18 protein-coding genes and 1 pseudogene are annotated in these 16,153 nt (G+C 66.2%); 12 read left to right on the top strand and 7 right to left on the bottom strand.

What is annotated here, in order from left to right; genetic code table 11:
• Positions 1–5 precede the first annotated feature (5 nt).
• Together QCE48_RS31800 and QCE48_RS02380 are read left to right on the top strand one after the other, a co-directional pair.
• Positions 6–641: pseudogene (locus QCE48_RS31800) on the top strand (LysR family transcriptional regulator); the annotation flags it as partial.
• Between the two features lie 62 nt (positions 642–703).
• Complete coding sequence (locus QCE48_RS02380) at positions 704–943, top strand: hypothetical protein (RefSeq protein ID WP_309786330.1); 240 nt, start codon at positions 704–706, stop codon at positions 941–943.
• 11 nt (positions 944–954) lie between these two features.
• Here QCE48_RS02380 and QCE48_RS02375 read toward each other — a convergent pair whose 3' ends face one another.
• The 4 genes from QCE48_RS02375 to QCE48_RS02360 all read right to left on the bottom strand — a co-directional run bounded on the left by QCE48_RS02375 (position 955) and on the right by QCE48_RS02360 (position 3,213).
• Positions 955–1,380, bottom strand: coding sequence for a hypothetical protein (locus QCE48_RS02375; RefSeq protein ID WP_309786332.1), 426 nt, complete (start codon positions 1,378–1,380; stop codon positions 955–957).
• A gap of 53 nt (positions 1,381–1,433) precedes the next feature.
• On the bottom strand, positions 1,434–1,907 hold the full coding sequence (gene bamE, locus QCE48_RS02370; RefSeq protein WP_309788292.1) for an outer membrane protein assembly factor BamE: 474 nt from the start codon (positions 1,905–1,907) through the stop codon (positions 1,434–1,436).
• Positions 1,908–2,073: 166 nt separating this feature from the next.
• On the bottom strand, positions 2,074–2,943 hold the full coding sequence (locus QCE48_RS02365; protein ID WP_309786334.1) for a peptidoglycan DD-metalloendopeptidase family protein: 870 nt from the start codon (positions 2,941–2,943) through the stop codon (positions 2,074–2,076).
• 84 nt (positions 2,944–3,027) lie between these two features.
• On the bottom strand, positions 3,028–3,213 hold the full coding sequence (locus tag QCE48_RS02360; RefSeq protein WP_309794198.1) for a hypothetical protein: 186 nt from the start codon (positions 3,211–3,213) through the stop codon (positions 3,028–3,030).
• A gap of 349 nt (positions 3,214–3,562) precedes the next feature.
• Between QCE48_RS02360 and QCE48_RS02355 the strand changes: the two genes are divergently transcribed.
• Positions 3,563–3,814 carry a GlsB/YeaQ/YmgE family stress response membrane protein gene (locus QCE48_RS02355; RefSeq protein WP_309788293.1) on the top strand — a complete coding sequence of 84 codons (252 nt, stop codon included), beginning with the start codon at positions 3,563–3,565 and terminating at the stop codon, positions 3,812–3,814.
• 86 nt (positions 3,815–3,900) lie between these two features.
• Here the strand turns inward: QCE48_RS02355 and QCE48_RS02350 are convergent, their stop codons facing one another.
• Positions 3,901–4,563: a VTT domain-containing protein gene (locus tag QCE48_RS02350; RefSeq protein WP_309786336.1), complete on the bottom strand. Its 663-nt coding sequence runs from the start codon at positions 4,561–4,563 to the stop codon at positions 3,901–3,903.
• Positions 4,564–4,766: 203 nt separating this feature from the next.
• On the opposite strand from QCE48_RS02350, the gene mutL reads away from it, so the two are divergent.
• Positions 4,767–6,689, top strand: a complete 1,923-nt coding sequence (gene mutL / locus QCE48_RS02345; protein ID WP_309788294.1) for a DNA mismatch repair endonuclease MutL — start codon at positions 4,767–4,769, stop codon at positions 6,687–6,689.
• Positions 6,686–7,633 (top strand): tRNA (adenosine(37)-N6)-dimethylallyltransferase MiaA, encoded by a 948-nt coding sequence (gene miaA, locus QCE48_RS02340; protein WP_309786338.1) that lies wholly within the window; start codon positions 6,686–6,688, stop codon positions 7,631–7,633. Before mutL ends, miaA begins: the two co-directional genes overlap by 4 nt.
• 46 nt (positions 7,634–7,679) lie before the next feature.
• Here the strand turns inward: miaA and purM are convergent, their stop codons facing one another.
• The gene (purM, locus tag QCE48_RS02335; protein ID WP_309786340.1) at positions 7,680–8,735 is read right to left on the bottom strand and encodes a phosphoribosylformylglycinamidine cyclo-ligase; all 1,056 of its coding nucleotides are present in this window, start codon (positions 8,733–8,735) and stop codon (positions 7,680–7,682) included.
• A 5-nt stretch (positions 8,736–8,740) separates the two neighbouring features.
• Here purM and QCE48_RS02330 point away from each other — a divergent pair, with 5 nt between their 5' ends.
• The 7 genes from QCE48_RS02330 to panB are packed head-to-tail and all read left to right on the top strand — an operon-like array spanning position 8,741 to position 14,283.
• The gene (locus QCE48_RS02330; RefSeq protein ID WP_309786342.1) at positions 8,741–8,965 is read left to right on the top strand and encodes a hypothetical protein; all 225 of its coding nucleotides are present in this window, start codon (positions 8,741–8,743) and stop codon (positions 8,963–8,965) included.
• Positions 8,944–9,783, top strand: coding sequence for a DnaA regulatory inactivator Hda (gene hda / locus QCE48_RS02325; RefSeq protein ID WP_309788295.1), 840 nt, complete (start codon positions 8,944–8,946; stop codon positions 9,781–9,783). The genes QCE48_RS02330 and hda overlap by 22 nt, the downstream gene beginning before the upstream one ends.
• A gap of 11 nt (positions 9,784–9,794) precedes the next feature.
• Entirely contained in the window at positions 9,795–10,478 is a 684-nt protein-coding gene (locus QCE48_RS02320; RefSeq protein WP_309786343.1) for an HAD family hydrolase, read from the top strand.
• Positions 10,475–12,127, top strand: a complete 1,653-nt coding sequence (gene pcnB, locus QCE48_RS02310; protein ID WP_404982918.1) for a polynucleotide adenylyltransferase PcnB — start codon at positions 10,475–10,477, stop codon at positions 12,125–12,127. The genes QCE48_RS02320 and pcnB overlap by 4 nt, the downstream gene beginning before the upstream one ends.
• A gap of 59 nt (positions 12,128–12,186) precedes the next feature.
• Entirely contained in the window at positions 12,187–12,744 is a 558-nt protein-coding gene (folK, locus tag QCE48_RS02305) for a 2-amino-4-hydroxy-6-hydroxymethyldihydropteridine diphosphokinase (RefSeq protein WP_309786346.1), read from the top strand.
• Positions 12,741–13,424, top strand: a complete 684-nt coding sequence (locus QCE48_RS02300; RefSeq protein ID WP_309786347.1) for a deoxynucleoside kinase — start codon at positions 12,741–12,743, stop codon at positions 13,422–13,424. The genes folK and QCE48_RS02300 overlap by 4 nt, the downstream gene beginning before the upstream one ends.
• 43 nt (positions 13,425–13,467) lie before the next feature.
• Positions 13,468–14,283 carry a 3-methyl-2-oxobutanoate hydroxymethyltransferase gene (panB, locus tag QCE48_RS02295; RefSeq protein WP_309786348.1) on the top strand — a complete coding sequence of 272 codons (816 nt, stop codon included), beginning with the start codon at positions 13,468–13,470 and terminating at the stop codon, positions 14,281–14,283.
• Between the two features lie 15 nt (positions 14,284–14,298).
• Here panB and pabB read toward each other — a convergent pair whose 3' ends face one another.
• Complete coding sequence (gene pabB, locus QCE48_RS02290; protein ID WP_404982920.1) at positions 14,299–16,098, bottom strand: aminodeoxychorismate synthase component I; 1,800 nt, start codon at positions 16,096–16,098, stop codon at positions 14,299–14,301.
• Between the last annotated feature and the right edge of the window lie 55 nt (positions 16,099–16,153).

Genomic DNA, 16,153 nt, shown 5'->3' with positions numbered 1-16,153 from the left:
GACGCATGCACAAAATTAATATCGCCAGCTTCGATCTGAACCTGCTTTCGATATTCGTGATGCTGTGGGAGACGCGCAGTGTCACGCGGGCGAGCGACCGCCTCGCGCTGACGCAGCCTGCCGTGAGCCACGCGCTTCGGCGTCTGCGCGATGCGGTCGGAGACGAACTGTTCGTGAATGCAAAAGGCGGGCTCGTGCCGACCGCGCGCAGCGAAGCGCTGATCGGCCCGGTCCGCGAGGCGCTGGAAAAGATCGGGCTTGCGCTACAAGGTCAAAAAACGTTCGTGCCGTCGCTCGCCGTGCGGCAGTTCAACATCGCGGCGGGCGATCTGGTCGAGTTTTCGATCGTGCCGCAACTGGTCGAGCATCTTGGAAAGGAAGCGCCGGGCATCGTCGTGCGGATGCATCCCGTGCCGGAGGGCGAGCTGGCACTGGCGCAACTGGAGTCGGGCGAGGTCGATACGATCATCGGCGGCCATCCGCAGAAGGGCATGGGCGTGCACAACGAAACGCTCACGGAGATCAGGATCGCGACGCTCATCTGGAAACAGGAAAAGCTCAGGAGCCGCCGTTTCCCGCTCGATCTTTATCTGGATCGGCCGCATGTGATCATTCAGTTGCCGCCGCGGCAGGAATCGATCGTCGATCAGACGCTTTCGAGCCTTGGTCTGCAACGGCCTATCGGGGCGGTCGTGCAGAACTTATGGCGATGCCGATCATCGCGGCGCGCACGGGCTACATCTGCAATGTGCCGAGCCGCATGGCCGGCGCGTTCGCCGAGCGCTTCGGCCTGTCCGTGCACGAGCCGCCGGTCGACTTCGCCGCGACGCCGCTCTACATGTCGTGGCACAAGCGGTTCGAGGCGGACCCGGCGCACGCCTGGCTGATGCAGCAGTTACGGGACATGGCGCAGAAACCGGCAAGCGGCCCGTCTGGCGAATGAATCAGGGCGGGCTAGCCGCGCTGGACGCTCGACACTCCGTCGTAGACACGCTCGCGCACGCAATCCAGACACCATTCACGTTCGATCGCGTCCGCGCGCGCTTCCCACGCATGTCCGAATGCGCACTGCCAGCGCAGCGGCGTATGCGCATCGACGTAGCATTCCGACAGGAGCGCGCCGCCGCGCAGTGCTGCGAATTCACGCAGGCGCTGCGTCTCCAGCTCACGGCGTTGCGAAGCGCAGTTCATGCAGCGCACGTTCTGTGTGACGCTCAAGGCGTCGTCCCAGGCGTGGCCGCGTGTGCAGTTCCACGAAACGCCGGGCTTCGCGGCGGGCTTCTGCGCACGCGCTTCCCGGTACTGTCCCGCCTGTTCCATCAGCGCACGACGCTCGCGCACCGTCCGTCTGAAATGATTGCAATAGGTCTTGTGGTCCATCGTCCCGCCAGAGTTCCTGCCATCGACGCCCGGGTCGCTGATCCGCCACGCCTTCAGTGCTTGCCGCCGCCCTCTGCTTCCGAGCGCGATGTCGTCGTCACGATGCCGTCGGGGCCGAAGTGCGCGTTGAACATCGCGTCGCGCGTCACGCCGCCCTCTTCCCAGTGCCAGCTCCAGACGCGCTCCTTCTTGAGCGGATACTCCGCCACGGTGGTCGGCTTGCCGAGCAGACGCCGGACTTCGTCCTGCGTCATGCCCGGCCGCACTTTCGCGATGTTCTCGGCCGTCAGCACCTGCGTGACCGAGACGAAGCGGCCGTTCGCATCGAGATCGACCATGTAGGTCGCCGTGCCCGCCGGACCGCGCGGGTACTCGAGCCGCTTCGAGCCGTCCGTGAACGCGCGCGCGGTTTCGGGTTCGCCCATTTGGTCGCGGATCTCGGCTTCGGTCGTCACGCCCGGCTTCAGGTCCTTCAACAGCAGGGCGTCCGGCTTCACCGAATTGAAAAACGACTTGAGCTTGTTCATGGCGTCATCGCTTTGCTGCTGGTCGCAGCCGCTCAGGAGCGACGCCGCGCAAAGCACGGCAAGCGCGATTCTTTTCACGAGCGGCCTCCCTGCCGTCTGGTTCGATCGGGTTCGATCTGATTTCACTCTGGCTCGCATCGCCGCGCGCAGGGCGCGGCGCGGGCCGTCACTTGAGGAGCGGCACCGGATCGACCGCCTGACCCGACTTGCGCAGCTCGAAGTGAAGCACGGCCTTGCCGTCCGGACCAGTGCCCATGTCGGCGATGGTCGTGCCCTGCTTCACCGTATCGCCTTCGTGCACGAGCAGCTTGCTGTTGTGCGCGTAGGCCGTGAGGTAGTCGCCGCCGTGCTTCACGATGATCATCTGGCCGTAGGCGCGCAGGCCGCTTCCCGCATAGACCACCTTGCCCGGCGCCGCCGCCTTCACGGGCGACCCGAGCTTGCCCGAGATATCGATGCCCTTGCTGCCGCTCGCGCCGAACTTCGTGACCACGTCGCCCTGGGTCGGCCACGCGAGCGAAATGCCCTTGCCGCTCGCTTCCGGCTCCGCAGCCGATGGCTCAGGCGCCGGCTTGGGCGAAGGTGTCGCGGAAGGCGCGGGTGTCGTGGCGGCCAGCACCGGCGGTTGCGCCGTCTTTGCGGTGGCGGGCGCCGCGACGGACTTGCTCCAGTCGTCGGTGGCGGCGAGCGCCGCGCCCGGCGGCGCGATGCGCAGCAACTGGTCGATGTTGACCTGCCGGCTCTCCGGCAGGTTGTTCCACTTGACGATATCAGCCGGCTTCTGCTTGTACGTGCGCGCGATGCCAAAGAGCGTATCGCCCGGTTTCACGCGATAGAACCCCGGCCCGGCCGGCGCCACGGCCGGCGCTGCCGAGGCGAGCGGCGACGCGGGCGCAGACGCCGCCGACGTGCCGGCGGTTGGCTGAACCGCCGTGGACGCATCGCCGCCCGTCGAGCGCTCGACGACCGGCGCCGGCACGAGCGCCGATGAACACGACGCGAGCCCTGCTCCGCAAACGACGGCCCACGCCGTCAACCTGAATAATCCTGAACGCATCACCGCCATACTTCCGAACCCTGCCTGTTTGTTTTATCGACGTTCCGACGACCACCGCGCCGCTCAGAACCGCATGCCGGCGCCGCAGCCGCCGAAAAAGCCACCGTTCGACGCCGCGCCGCCGCAACCGAAGATGCTGCATCCGGACAACATCGCCGCCAGCCCGAGCGCCACGACCGCCATGCGGGCCCGACGCCACCCATTCATTTCACTGCTGCCTGCCACCTTCGATTCGACTTTCCACTTCACGCCTGACACATCCCCGCGAGCATAAAACATTTAACGATGATTCACGATTCCGGACGCCAAATTCACCACATCGGGCGCTGTCACTGCGTCGAAAAGGCCCCGAAACTTTGGCGTTCTAACGTTTTACGTTATCACAGGGAATCGCGTGCTCGCATCTGCGTATGTCCGAATAACCGGCTGGCGCAGGCGGCATTTTATCGGCTACCTGGCCGAATGTCGGCGCGATCGGTGTTCTGACAATGCTTGACATTTCCGGGCCTCCACGGCATGCGCGCATCGGCTACATTCACCGCGCTCGATGCGGGTGCATCCTGCATTTTCACTTTACGGAGATTGACGCATGGAATTCATGCAACACGGACTCGTTTGGGCGCTGATCATCGGCGCGGTGGCGGGCTGGCTCGCAGGCCTGCTCGTCAAGGGCGGCGGCTTCGGCCTTTTGGTCGACATTCTGGTCGGCATCGTCGGTGCGGTGATCGGCAGCTGGCTCTCGGGCGTGATCGGCATTTCGTTCGGCGGCGGCCTGCTCGGCTCGCTCATCACGGCGGTGATCGGCGCGGTCGTGCTGCTGTTCGTCCTGCGGCTTTTCAAGCGCGGCTAAACATCGCGCGATCCGCGGAAACGACGAGGCCGCCCGCAAGGCGGCCTCGTCCGTTTCATGCCGATGCTGACGCCAGCGAACGCCGCTCAGACCTTCGACGACTTGCGCCGTGTCATCTTCCACAGCGCGCCGAGCGCGATGGGAATGACCGCAGCGCCGATCCCAACGAGCACGATCACGTTCAGGTATTGCCGGATGAACGGAATATTGCCGAAGAAGTAGCCGAGCAGCACCAGCAACAGCACCCAGATCAGCGCGCCGAGCACGTTGAACACCTGAAAACGCGTGGCATCCATCGCCGACGCGCCCGCGACGAACGGCGCGAACGTGCGCACCACCGGCACGAAACGCGCGATGACGATGGTCTTGCCGCCGTGCTTTTCGTAGAAGTTATGGGTCTTCTGGAGCGCGGCGCGGTCGAGAAAACGTTCCAGAACCGGAATGTTCGAATGGAACACTTTCGGTCCGACCGCGCGCCCGATCCAGTAATTCACCGTGTTGCCGCCGATGGCCGCCACCAGCAGCAGCACGATCAGCACGCCCAGATGCATCGAGCCGGTCGCGGCAAACGCGCCGCCGATGAAAAGCAGCGAATCGCCCGGCAGGAACGGAAACACGACCAGCCCGGTTTCACAGAACACGATCAAGAAGAGCACCGCATACACCCAGCCGCCATAGTGCTGGATGAAGTAGCCGAGCGATTTGTCGATGTGGAGAATGAGCCCCAGAAATTGCAGCAGTGTGTCCAAAAGCGTTCCTTGAAATGATTGAGACGGCGCGCTGCGGCCGTGCGTGACGGGCATCGAAGGCGCTCGAAAAGCGGTCGCGTCATGATACCGAAAGTCGAAAGCCGGAAACTTAGCGCGCCTGCATTTGGCGGCACGGAGCCGATACCGTGGCGGTCGAAGCCGACTGCCGAGTGCGCCTCGCACGCGATCGCTATAATTTCGCCATGCCCGATCTCACCGATACCCCCGCCGCCGCGCCCGTCGACGGCGCGCGCCGCCTGCGCGCAATCCAGCCGCTTCCCGACCAGCTGATCAGCCAGATCGCGGCGGGCGAAGTGGTCGAACGCCCCGCGTCCGTCGTCAAGGAACTGCTGGAGAACGCGCTCGACGCCGGCGCCACGACCCTGCGCATCACGCTCGACGAAGGCGGCGTGAAACGCATCGTGATCGCCGACGACGGCTGCGGCATGCCGCCCGATCAACTGCCGCTCGCGCTCCTGCGCCACGCGACGAGCAAGATCCGCTCGCTCGCGGAACTCGAAGCGGTCGCGACGCTCGGCTTTCGCGGCGAGGCGCTGGCGTCGATCGCGTCGGTGGCCGAACTGTTCATCACGAGCCGCACGAGCGACTGCGCGCACGCGATGCGCATCGACGCGCAGACGGGCGCGCTCTCGCCGGCGGCGGGCACCGTCGGCACGACGATGGAAGTGCGCGAACTCTACTTCAACACGCCCGCGCGCAGAAAGTTCCTGAAAAGCGAGCAGACGGAACTCGGCCATTGCCTCGAAGTGATCCGGCGCGTCGCGCTCGCGCGGCCCGACGTCGCAATTTCAGTGATGCACAACGGTAAGGCCGTCGAGCACTGGAACGCGAGCGATCCGCAGGCGCGCGTCGCGAAGATTCTCGGCGAAGTGTTCGATACGGCGCATCTGCCGCTCGACGAGCGCGCCGGGCCGCTCGCGGTCTACGGCTGCGCCGGTCTGCCGACCGCGAGCCGCGGCCGCGCCGACCAGCAGTATTTCTTCGTCAACGGCCGCTTTGTCCGCGACAAGCTGCTGACGCACGCCGTGCGCGCCGCCTACGAAGATGTGCTGCATGGCAATCGCTATCCGTCGTATGTGCTGTTTCTCGACCTGCCGCCCGAATCCGTCGACGTGAACGTGCATCCGTCGAAGATCGAAGTGCGTTTCCGCGATTCGCGCTCGATCCACCAGTTCGTGTTTCACGCCGTCCAGCGCGCGCTGGCGCGGCACGCGGGGGCGTCGCCGGAAACGACATCGGGCGCGCACGCCGCGCAATTGCAGCCGAGCGGTCCAGCTTCGTTCAGCGCGCGGCCGCTCGCGGGCGCGGGCGTGCTGGGCGCGAACGCGGCGCAAGAAAGCGCGAAAAGCGAAAGCGGCACGACCTGGCTGCGTCAATCGCGGATGACGCAGGGCACGCTGCCCGTCGCGCAGCCGCTCGCGCTTTACGACGCCCTCTTCGGCCGCAAGGACGCGTCGCCCGCGCCGACCCAATGGGCGTCCGACAGCGCGCCCGCCGCTCTCGCTCACGCCGATCACGACGACCAGCCGCTCGGCTTCGCCCTCGGCCAGATTCACGGCATCTACGTGCTCGCGCAGAACGCGCAGGGGCTCGTGATCGTCGACATGCACGCGGCCCACGAACGCATCCTTTACGAGCAGTTCAAGAACGCGCTCGCGAATCGGACGATCGCCGTGCAGCCGCTTCTGATCCCCGTTGCCATCACGGCGGAGCCGGTGGACATCGGCGTCGTCGAGGAGGAGCGCGCGACGCTCGATGCGCTCGGCTTCGACCTCGCGGTGCTCTCGCCGACGTCGATCGCGATCCGCGCCGTGCCTGCGCTCCTCAAGGACGCCGATCTGCAATCGCTCGCGCGCGCCGTGCTCGCCGATCTGCAAGCCTACGGCGGCTCGCGCGTGTTGACCGAGCGCCAGCACGAACTGCTCGGCACGCTCGCCTGCCATCACGCGGTGCGCGCGAACCGGCGCCTCACGCTCGACGAAATGAACGCGCTCCTGCGTCAGATGGAAGCCACCGAACGCGCCGACCAGTGCAATCACGGCCGGCCGACCTGGTTCCAGCTGACGCTCGGCGACCTCGACCGCCTCTTCATGCGCGGACAATGAGCGATTCGCCGACGAAGCAGATCGCCTGTCTGCTCGGCCCGACGGCGTCGGGCAAGACCGCCGCCGCGCTCGCGTTCGCGGCGCGGCGGCCGGTGGAAATCGTGAGCGTCGATTCGGCGCTCGTCTACCGCGAGATGGACATCGGCACCGCGAAGCCGAGCGCCGATGAACGCGCGGCGGCGCCGCATCATCTGATCGACATCATCGATCCGGCCGAGACGTATTCCGCAGCCGAGTTTCGCGCCGACGCGCTGCGTCTCGTCGGCGAGATCGAGGCGCGCGGGAACGTGCCGCTCCTGGTCGGCGGGACGATGCTGTACTACAAGGCGCTGACGCAGGGCCTGAACGACCTGCCCGCGGCGGACCCGGAGGTTCGCGCGGCGCTCGATGCCGACGCCGGGCGCGACGGCTGGCCCGCGCTGCATGCGCGGCTCGCCGAGATCGATCCGGCAACCGCTGCGCGGCTCGCGCCGAACGACTCGCAGCGCATCCAGCGCGCGCTCGAAGTGTTCATGCTGAGCGGGCAGCCGATGTCGGCGCTGCTCGCCGCGCCGCGCCGCGAGCAGGAGCCGGCGCGCTGGCAATTCGTGCCGATCGCGCTGGAACCGTCGGACCGCAGTGTGCTGCACGCGCGCATCGCCGCCCGTTTTCACGCGATGCTGGCGCACGGTTTCATCGACGAAGTGAAGCGCCTGCGCGCGCGCGGCGACCTGAATCTCGCGATGCCTTCGATGCGCTGCGTCGGCTACCGGCAGGCGTGGGACTATCTCGACGGCGCGACCGACCACGACACGATGCGCGACAAGGGCATCTTCGCGACGCGCCAGTTGTGCAAGCGCCAGCTGACGTGGCTGCGCGCGATGCCGGAGCGCATCGTGATCGACTGCTGCGCGGACGATGCCACCGCGCAGGCCCTTCAGGCAATCGAACGCGTGAGCCAATAAAAAACCGCTCCCTGGGGAGCGGTTTTCATGCGGCGGCGCATGAAACTCAGACCACGACGGTCTGCGCCTCGCCTTCGCGGCTTGCGCGCACCGTGCCGATCGTCCAGACCTGCTCGCCGGCAGCCGACAGCAAACCGGTCGCCGCTTCCGCGTCTTCGGCGGCGACGACCACCGCCATCCCGATCCCGCAGTTGAACACGCGATGCATTTCCGCATCCGCGACGCCGCCGTGCTTCTGCAGCCACGAGAAGAGCGGCGGCAGCGGCCACGCGCGATGATCGAGTTCGGCGGTCAGCCCTTCGCGCAGCACGCGCGGAATGTTTTCAACCAGCCCGCCGCCCGTGATGTGCGCCATGCCCTTCACCGTCACGCTTTGCATCAGCGAGAGGAGCGGCTTCACGTAGATGCGGGTCGGCGCCATCAGCGCGTCGGCGAGCGGCCGGCCGTCGAAGTCGGCGGCGAGGTCCGGCTGCGCGCGCTCGATGACCTTGCGCACGAGCGAGTAGCCGTTCGAATGGATGCCGCTCGATGCCAGCCCGAGCACCACGTCGCCCGGCTTGATCGTGCTGCCGTCGATGATCTTGCTCTTTTCCACCGCGCCGACCGCGAAGCCCGCGAGATCGTATTCGCCGTCCGGGTACATGCCCGGCATTTCCGCCGTTTCGCCGCCGATCAGCGCGCAGCCCGCGTACTCGCACCCTTGCGCGATGCCCTTGACGACGGTCGCCGCCGTGTCGACGTCGAGCTTGCCGCACGCGAAGTAGTCGAGGAAGAAGAGCGGTTCCGCGCCCTGCACGAGAATGTCGTTCACGCTCATCGCGACGAGATCCTGCCCGACCGTGTCGTGCTTGTTCAGTTGGAACGCAAGGCGCAGCTTGGTGCCGACGCCGTCCGTGCCCGACACCAGCACCGGCTCCTTGTAGCGCTTCGGCACTTCGAACAGCGCGCCGAATCCGCCGATGCCGCCCAGCACGCCATCGCGCATCGTTTTCTTGGCAAACGGCTTGATCCGGTCGACGAGCGCGTCGCCGGCATCGATATCCACGCCCGCGTCGCGATAGGACAAACCTTGGGCGTCGGGGGCGGTTTTCGGCTGATTCATGGGGGATGAGCGAGAAGGTCGGTAAAATACGATTTTACCCGATGACAGCCCTGCGGCTGGAATTCACGCGTTTCGCCGCGCCTCGTCCCGATCACGTCCGAATCGTTTTCAGGATCGGGGGGAAGCGCGAAACGTCCGGCGCCCGGCGCGAACCGTACCGCGGCACGACCCGCACCCTGCATTTCAAGATACGCCCCGACGGAACCGACTGCCCGTGCAACGCCAACTGACGCTCGATCTCGGCACGCCGCCGCCTGCCACCTTCGACAATTTCTTCGCCGCGAGCAACCACGAACTCGTGACGCGCCTGCGCGAGCTGGAAGGCGCGCTCGCGGCCGGCCCGGTCGCGGACCGCACTTTCTACATCTGGGGCGAGCCGGGCAGCGGCCGCAGCCACCTGCTGAAGGCGCTCGTCCATGAAGCAACCGGCCGCGCGCGTTTTCTGAGCCCGCAAAGCGCGCTGACCGCGTTCGTCTTCGATCCGCGCGTGACGCTTTACGCCATCGACGACTGCGACGGCCTGTCCGGCGCGCAGCAGATCGCGCTCTTCAACCTCTTCAACGAAGTGCGCGCGCATCCGACGAGCGCGCTGGTCGCCACCGGCAGCGCGCCGCCGATGGGTCTCGAAGTGCGTGAAGACCTGCGCACGAGGCTCGGCTGGGGGCTGGTGTTCCATCTCGCCGCGCTCACGGACGAAGGCAAGGCGTCGGTGCTGAAGCACGCGGCGCGCGAGCGCGGCATCGCACTCGCGGACGACCTGCCCGCCTACCTCCTGACGCATTTTCGCCGCGACATGCCGAGCCTGATGGCGCTCCTCGACGAACTCGACCGCTTTTCGCTCGAACAGAAACGCGCGGTCACGCTGACGCTCCTGCGCAACATGACGCGGAGCGCGCGCGCGAGCGACGGCGAGGACGCGCCGGCAGACGCGCCGCCCGGGCATGGCGCGAGCGCGCCGGACCCCGCGACGACCGACCTGCTCGGCGATCCGCTGAGCCTCGATTCCGTCTCGGCGCCGCCGGAAACGGCTTCAACCCGCTTCAAGTAAAATGCGCTCCCATGAACCTCGCCCTCTTTGATCTCGATCACACGCTCATCCCGACCGACAGCGACCACGAATGGGGTCGCTTCATGGTGAAGCTCGGCATCGTCGATGCGGAAAAGTTCGCGCGCGAGAACGACGCGTTCTACGCGGACTACAAGGCGGGCGTGCTCGACATCGACGCCTACCTGCACGCGATGCTCGCGCCGCTCTCGAAATATTCCCGCGAGCAGCTCGCCGACTGGCACGTGCAGTTCATGCACGAGGTCATCAATCCGCGCATCGTCCCGGCCGCCGTCACGCTCGTGCGCGAGCACCAGGACAACGGTGACCTCTGCTGCCTCGTCACCGCGACCAACGCGTTCATCACCGCGCCGATCGCCGAGGCATTCGGCATCGAGGCGCTGATCGCGTGCGAAGTCGAAACCGTCGACGACCATCCGCACGGCGCCTTCACCGGCCGTCCGAAGGGCACGCCGAGCTACCGCGAAGGCAAGATCGTGCGCGTCGAGGCGTGGCTCGAATCGATGGGCAAGACACTCACGGACTTCAAGCACAGCTACTTCTACAGCGACTCGCACAACGACATTCCGCTGCTCGAGCAAGTCACCGACCCGATCGCGACCAACCCCGACGACCTGCTCCGCGCCCACGCACAAACCCGCGGCTGGCGCATCCTGGACCTCTTCAATTCACAGTGATCAAAAAACTCATCCGCAAGCTGTTCGGCCAGGATAGCGCCGCATCCAACGATGGCGCATTGGCCGACGCGGCATCGTCGGCGACCTCGCCGGCCGACTCATCCGCCCGGGCGCCGGCCCGCAAAAGCACGCGCAAGAAACCCGCCGACGCACCGGCCCCGAAGCGCGATCCCAGCGTGCCGGTCATCCTCTCCTCGGACATTCACGGCATCGATCCGTCGCTGATCTCGAAGAACGCCGTTCGCGTGACCGACGCTTTGCAGGAAGCCGGCCACCGCGCGTTCATCGTCGGCGGCGCGGTGCGCGATCTGCTGCTCGGCGTCGCGCCGAAGGACTTCGACGTCGCCACCGACGCCACGCCCGATCAGGTGCAAAAGCTCTTTCGCCGCGCGCGCATCATCGGGCGGCGGTTTCAGATCGTCCACGTTCAGTTCGGGCAGGACATCATCGAGACGTCGACCTTCCGCGCGCTCGTCGACGTTCCCGCGGACGCGCCGCCCGCCGAGCCGCCGCGTCGTCTGAAGCGCGGCGAGCTGGACGCGCGCACGCACGCGGTGGATGCGAGCGGCCGCGTGCTGCGCGACAACGTCTGGGGCGAGCAGCACGAGGACGCCACGCGCCGCGATTTCACGATCAACGCGATGTACTACGATCCGGCGACGCAAACCGTGCTGGACTATCACGACGGCATGGCCGACATCCGCGCGCGCCTGTTGCGCATGATCGGCGATCCGGCCACGCGCTATCGCGAAGACCCGGTGCGCATGCTGCGCGTCGTGCGTTTCGCGGCGAAACTCGGCTTCGAGATCGAGGACGCGACGCGGGCCCCGATCAAGGAACTCGCGGACCTGATGAACAACGTGCCGGCCGCGCGTCTCTTCGACGAGATGCTCAAGCTGCTGCTGTCCGGCCACGCGCTCGCGTGCCTCACGCGATTGCGCGCGGAAGGCCTGCATCACGGCGTGCTGCCGCTTCTCGATGTTGTGCTGGAACAGCCGCACGGCGAGAAGTTCGTGACGCTCGCGCTCACCAATACCGACGAACGCGTGCGCGCCGGCAAGCCGGTGTCGCCTGGCTTTTTGTTCGCCACGCTCCTGTGGCACGACATGCAGACGCGCTGGCAGCAGTTCACCAACGCGGGCGAATATCCGGTGCCCGCGCTGCATCGCGCGATGGACGACGTGCTCGACATGCAGACGGAAAAACTCGCGATCCACAAACGCTTTTCGTCGGACATGCGCGAGATCTGGGGCTTGCAGCACCGGCTCGAAAAACGCTCCGGCCGAAGCGCGCTGAAGCTGCTGGAACACCAAAGGTTTAGAGCGGGTTATGATTTCCTCTTGCTGCGATGCGAATCCGGCGAACTCGATCTGGAAATCGGCCAGTGGTGGACGGATTTCATCGACGGCGACGCCGCCGCGCGCGAAGCACTGCTCTCGCAAGGCGGCAAGGACCGCGCACCGAAGAAGCGGCGGCGCCGCAGCAGCAACGCGAAGAGCCGCAGGACGGGTGACCCGGCGGACAGTGGCGCCGCCGCCGCGGAACGTGAAGGCGGCGAGCATCGTGACGATGGCGACGCGCGCGAAGCACGCAACGAAGCACGCAACGAAGCAGGCAACCAAGCACGCAACGACAGCCACGACGATTGACGCAACCGGAGCGTCGGCCGTCACGCTGGCCGCGCAACGACAGTCGTAGGACTTATGCCATGACGGTAGCTTATCTGGGTCTCGGCGCGAATCTCGGCGACGCGCGCCAGACCCTGAAAGACGCAGTCGTGTGTCTTGCTCAGCAACGCACGATCACCGTGCTCGCGAAATCGAGCCTCTATCGCACCGCGCCCATCGACGCCGGTGGCGACGACTATTTCAATTGCGTCGTGAAGCTCGAAACGTCGTTGCCCGCGCGGCAGTTGCTCAGGCTCTGCCATACCGTCGAAGAGCAGTTCGGGCGCGAGCGGCCGTATCGCAATGCGCCGCGCACGCTCGACCTCGACATCCTGCTTTACGGCGACTCCAGCATCGACGAAGCCGACCTGATCGTGCCGCATCCGCGTCTCGCCGAGCGCGCGTTCGTGCTCGTGCCGCTCCTCGAACTCGACGGCGAATGCATCATCCCGTTGCGCGGCCGCGCCGAAGCGTTCCTCGCCGCCGTCGCCGATCAGCGCATCGAGAAGGTCGCGACGTGCCAATGTCCCTTGCTCGGCACGCCAGGTGTCGACAAGACCGCCTCCTCCACCGCATCCAACAAGCCCCACTGCCGATGAGCGCCGCTCCGCCCCTGACCGTCACCGCGCCGCAGACGCGCCCGCCGCATCGTTACATCGCGATCGAAGGTCCGATCGGCGTCGGCAAGACGACGCTCGCGACGCTGCTCGCCGAGCGCTGGTCGATGCGCACCCTCTTCGAGCGTCCGCAGGACAACCCATTTCTCGAACGCTTCTATCGCGACACGACGCGCTATGCGCTGCAAACGCAACTGAGCTTCGCGTTGCAGCGCCTTCAGCAGACGCGCGAAGTCGCCGACGCGCTGTCCGGCCACGCGCCGCTCATCGCCGACTTCATCACGCAGAAGAGCGAACTCTTCGCGCGCCTCACGCTGCCCGACGACGAGTTCCAGCTGTATCGCGACATCGCCTCGCGCATCGATACAAGCGCGCCCGCGCCGGACCTCGTCGTGTATCTGCAGGCGAGCCCCGAAGTGCTGTTCGCGCGCATTCAGAAGCGCGCGGTGCCCTCGGAGCTGCAGATTTCCGACGCGTATTTGCGCGCGCTCTGCGACGCGTACAACGACTTCTTCTATCACTACGACGCGACGCCGCTGCTCACGGTGAACGCCGAGCACCTGAATCCGCTCGATTCGCACGCGGACCTCGCCCTCTTCGCCGAGCGCATCGAGTCGATGCGTGGCCGCAAGGAATTCTTCGTCAAGGGCATGTCGGTCTGACGGCCTGCGGCTTCAAGACGATTCACCCTTCTCTGGAAAGATCATGGCGTACTTGCAGGAAACCGCGCGCAACGCGATCACCGTCCCCAAGCTTCAGGCGATGCGCGACGCGGGTGAAAGAATCGTGATGCTGACGTGCTACGACGCGAGCTTTTCCGCGCTGCTCGACCGTGCGGGCGTCGATGTGATGCTGATCGGCGATTCGCTCGGCAACGTTCTGCAGGGTCACAGCACGACGCTTCCCGTCACGCTCGCGGACATCGCTTATCACACGGCGTCGGTGGCGCGCGGCAACAAGAGCGCGCTGATCGTCGCGGACATGCCGTTCGGCACCATCGGCTCGCGCGAGGAGGCCTACGCGAACGCGGTGCAACTGATGCGCGCGGGCGCGCAGATGGTGAAGATCGAAGGCGGCGAATGGCTCGCCGATACGGTGCGCTTTCTCGTCGAACGATCGATTCCGGTGTGCGGGCATGTCGGGCTCACGCCGCAGTCGGTGCATGCGTTCGGCGGCTTCAAGGTGCAGGGCAAGACCGACGCGGCCGCGGCCCAGATGCGCCGCGACGCGCTCGCGCTCCAGGAAGCGGGCGCGCAACTGCTCGTGATCGAAGCGGTGCCGACGCTGCTCGCGCGCGAAGTGACGGAGCAGGTCACGATTCCGACGATCGGGATCGGTGCAGGCATCGACTGTTCGGGACAGGTGCTGGTGCTGCACGACATGCTCGGGATTTTCCCCGGCAAGCGGCCGCGCTTCGTGAAGGATTTCATGAACGGACAGCCGTCGATCTTCGCGGCCGTCGAAACCTATGTGCGGTCCGTGCGGGACGGAAGTTTTCCCGGCCCGGAACATACGTTCTAGGCGTGGGCGACGGACTTACTTCGCGCCCCTGAGTTGCGCCTTGACCGCGCCGCGCAGCGCATTGCTCAACATCAGCGCTTCGGCGCGTTCCAGATCGTTGCGCGTGATCGTGCGTTCGGCCACGTCGAGTTCTTCCACCAGCACGGCGCGCATCACGCCCGGCAGGACGCCGGCGTCGATCGGCGGCGTGTACCAGCGGCCTTCGAGCTTGACGAAGACCGTCGAGCGAGCGCCTTCCGTCACTTCATCGCGTTCGTTGAAAAAGATCATGTCGAAGGCGCCCTGCGCTTCCGCCGCCTTCCAGGCGCGATCGTAGTCCGCGCGACGCGTGGTTTTGTGGCGCAACAGCGGATCGCTCGACGCTTGCGGCGCGAAGCCGTGCTCGGACGCGAGCAGCACATCGACGCTATCGGCGGCCAGCGGGGCAAGCGGCGCGCTCGTCAGCGTGATCGTGCCGTCCTTGTCGAGCGCGATTCGCAGACGATACGGCGCGCCCGCGTCGAACGTTTTGCATCGCTCGTCGATGAGCCCGCGCAGCCTTTGCGGCTCCAGGGAAAAATCCAGATACCGCGCGCTATGCGCAAGGCGCGCGAGATGGCGTTCGAGATACCGCACGCCCTCGCCGCGCGTCGCGTACAAGGTCTCGAAGAGTTCGAAGCCCGGATCCGCGCCCGTCAGAAACGACGCTTTCAAGCGGCACTCGGCATATTCGTCGTCGGCGACGCTGTCGAGGACGATGCCCGCGCCGATGCCCATCGTCCCGCGTCCGTCGCCCGTGACCAGCGTGCGAATCGCGACCGAAAGACAGAAGTCGCCGCCATGATCGAGCCAGCCGATCGCACCCGTGTACAAGCCGCGCGGCGTGCTCTCGATTTCGTCGATCAGTTGCATCGTCCGGTACTTCGGCGCGCCGGTGATGGAGCCGCACGGAAAGAGCGCGCGGAAAATGTCGGGGAAAGCGACGCCCGGGCGCACGCGCGCCTCGATGGTCGACGTCATCTGCCACACCGACGCATACGGTTCGACCGAGAACAGCGCCGGCACATGCACCGAACCGGTGGCCGCCACGCGCGACATGTCGTTGCGCAGCAGGTCGACGATCATCACGTTTTCGGCGCGATTTTTCGGATCGTTGTGGAGAAGTTGGGGATCGGTTTCGCGCGGCGCGGTGCCTTTCATCGGCCGCGCGCGCAGAACGTCGCCCTGGCGCTCGACAAAAAGTTCGGGCGAACACGAGATCACGGCATCGCCGTTCGGCAAAGCGATCAGCGCGCCGTAGCGCACCGGCTGCCTCGCCCGCAGCCGCCGATAGAGCGCGAGCGGCGTGCCGAACACATCGAACGCGAGCCGGTACGTGTAATTGACCTGATACGAATCGCCGGCGCGCAAAGCGTCGTGCACGGCGGCGATCGCCCGATCGAACGCGTCGCGCGCGACGCTCGCCTCGATACCCGCGACCCCCGCCGCCGACGGCACCGCCGCGCCGTTGTCCCGCGAGGCGAGCCACGCATCGGCTTCATCGCGCGAGAGAAACACACAATCGCGGAACAGCAAAAAGCGCAGCGCGGCATCGCCGGGCCGCGCTTTTTCAGACAACTGCAGATTGCGGCCGAATTCGTAGTCCGCGACGAGAACCGCATGGAAACCGTTGCGCACGTCGGCTTCGACCTCCGCGCACAGGGAGTCTAGCAAGGCGCCGTCCGTCGCGGAACGATCGTGCGCGAAGCCGGTGTAGAGACGAGTGGACCGTCTGTCGGCGGTCGACTCGCAATCGTCGAGCAGCGCGAAGACCGCGCTGCGTGGGTTTGACGTCAATGAGCTTGGCGTCAATGAGTCGGACGCCAACGAATCGGACGTCATTGCATCGACC

Source organism: Caballeronia sp. LZ024, assembly GCF_031451455.1.
Lineage (GTDB): Bacteria > Pseudomonadota > Gammaproteobacteria > Burkholderiales > Burkholderiaceae > Caballeronia > Caballeronia telluris.
This window is presented reverse-complemented; position numbering and strand designations above follow the sequence as displayed.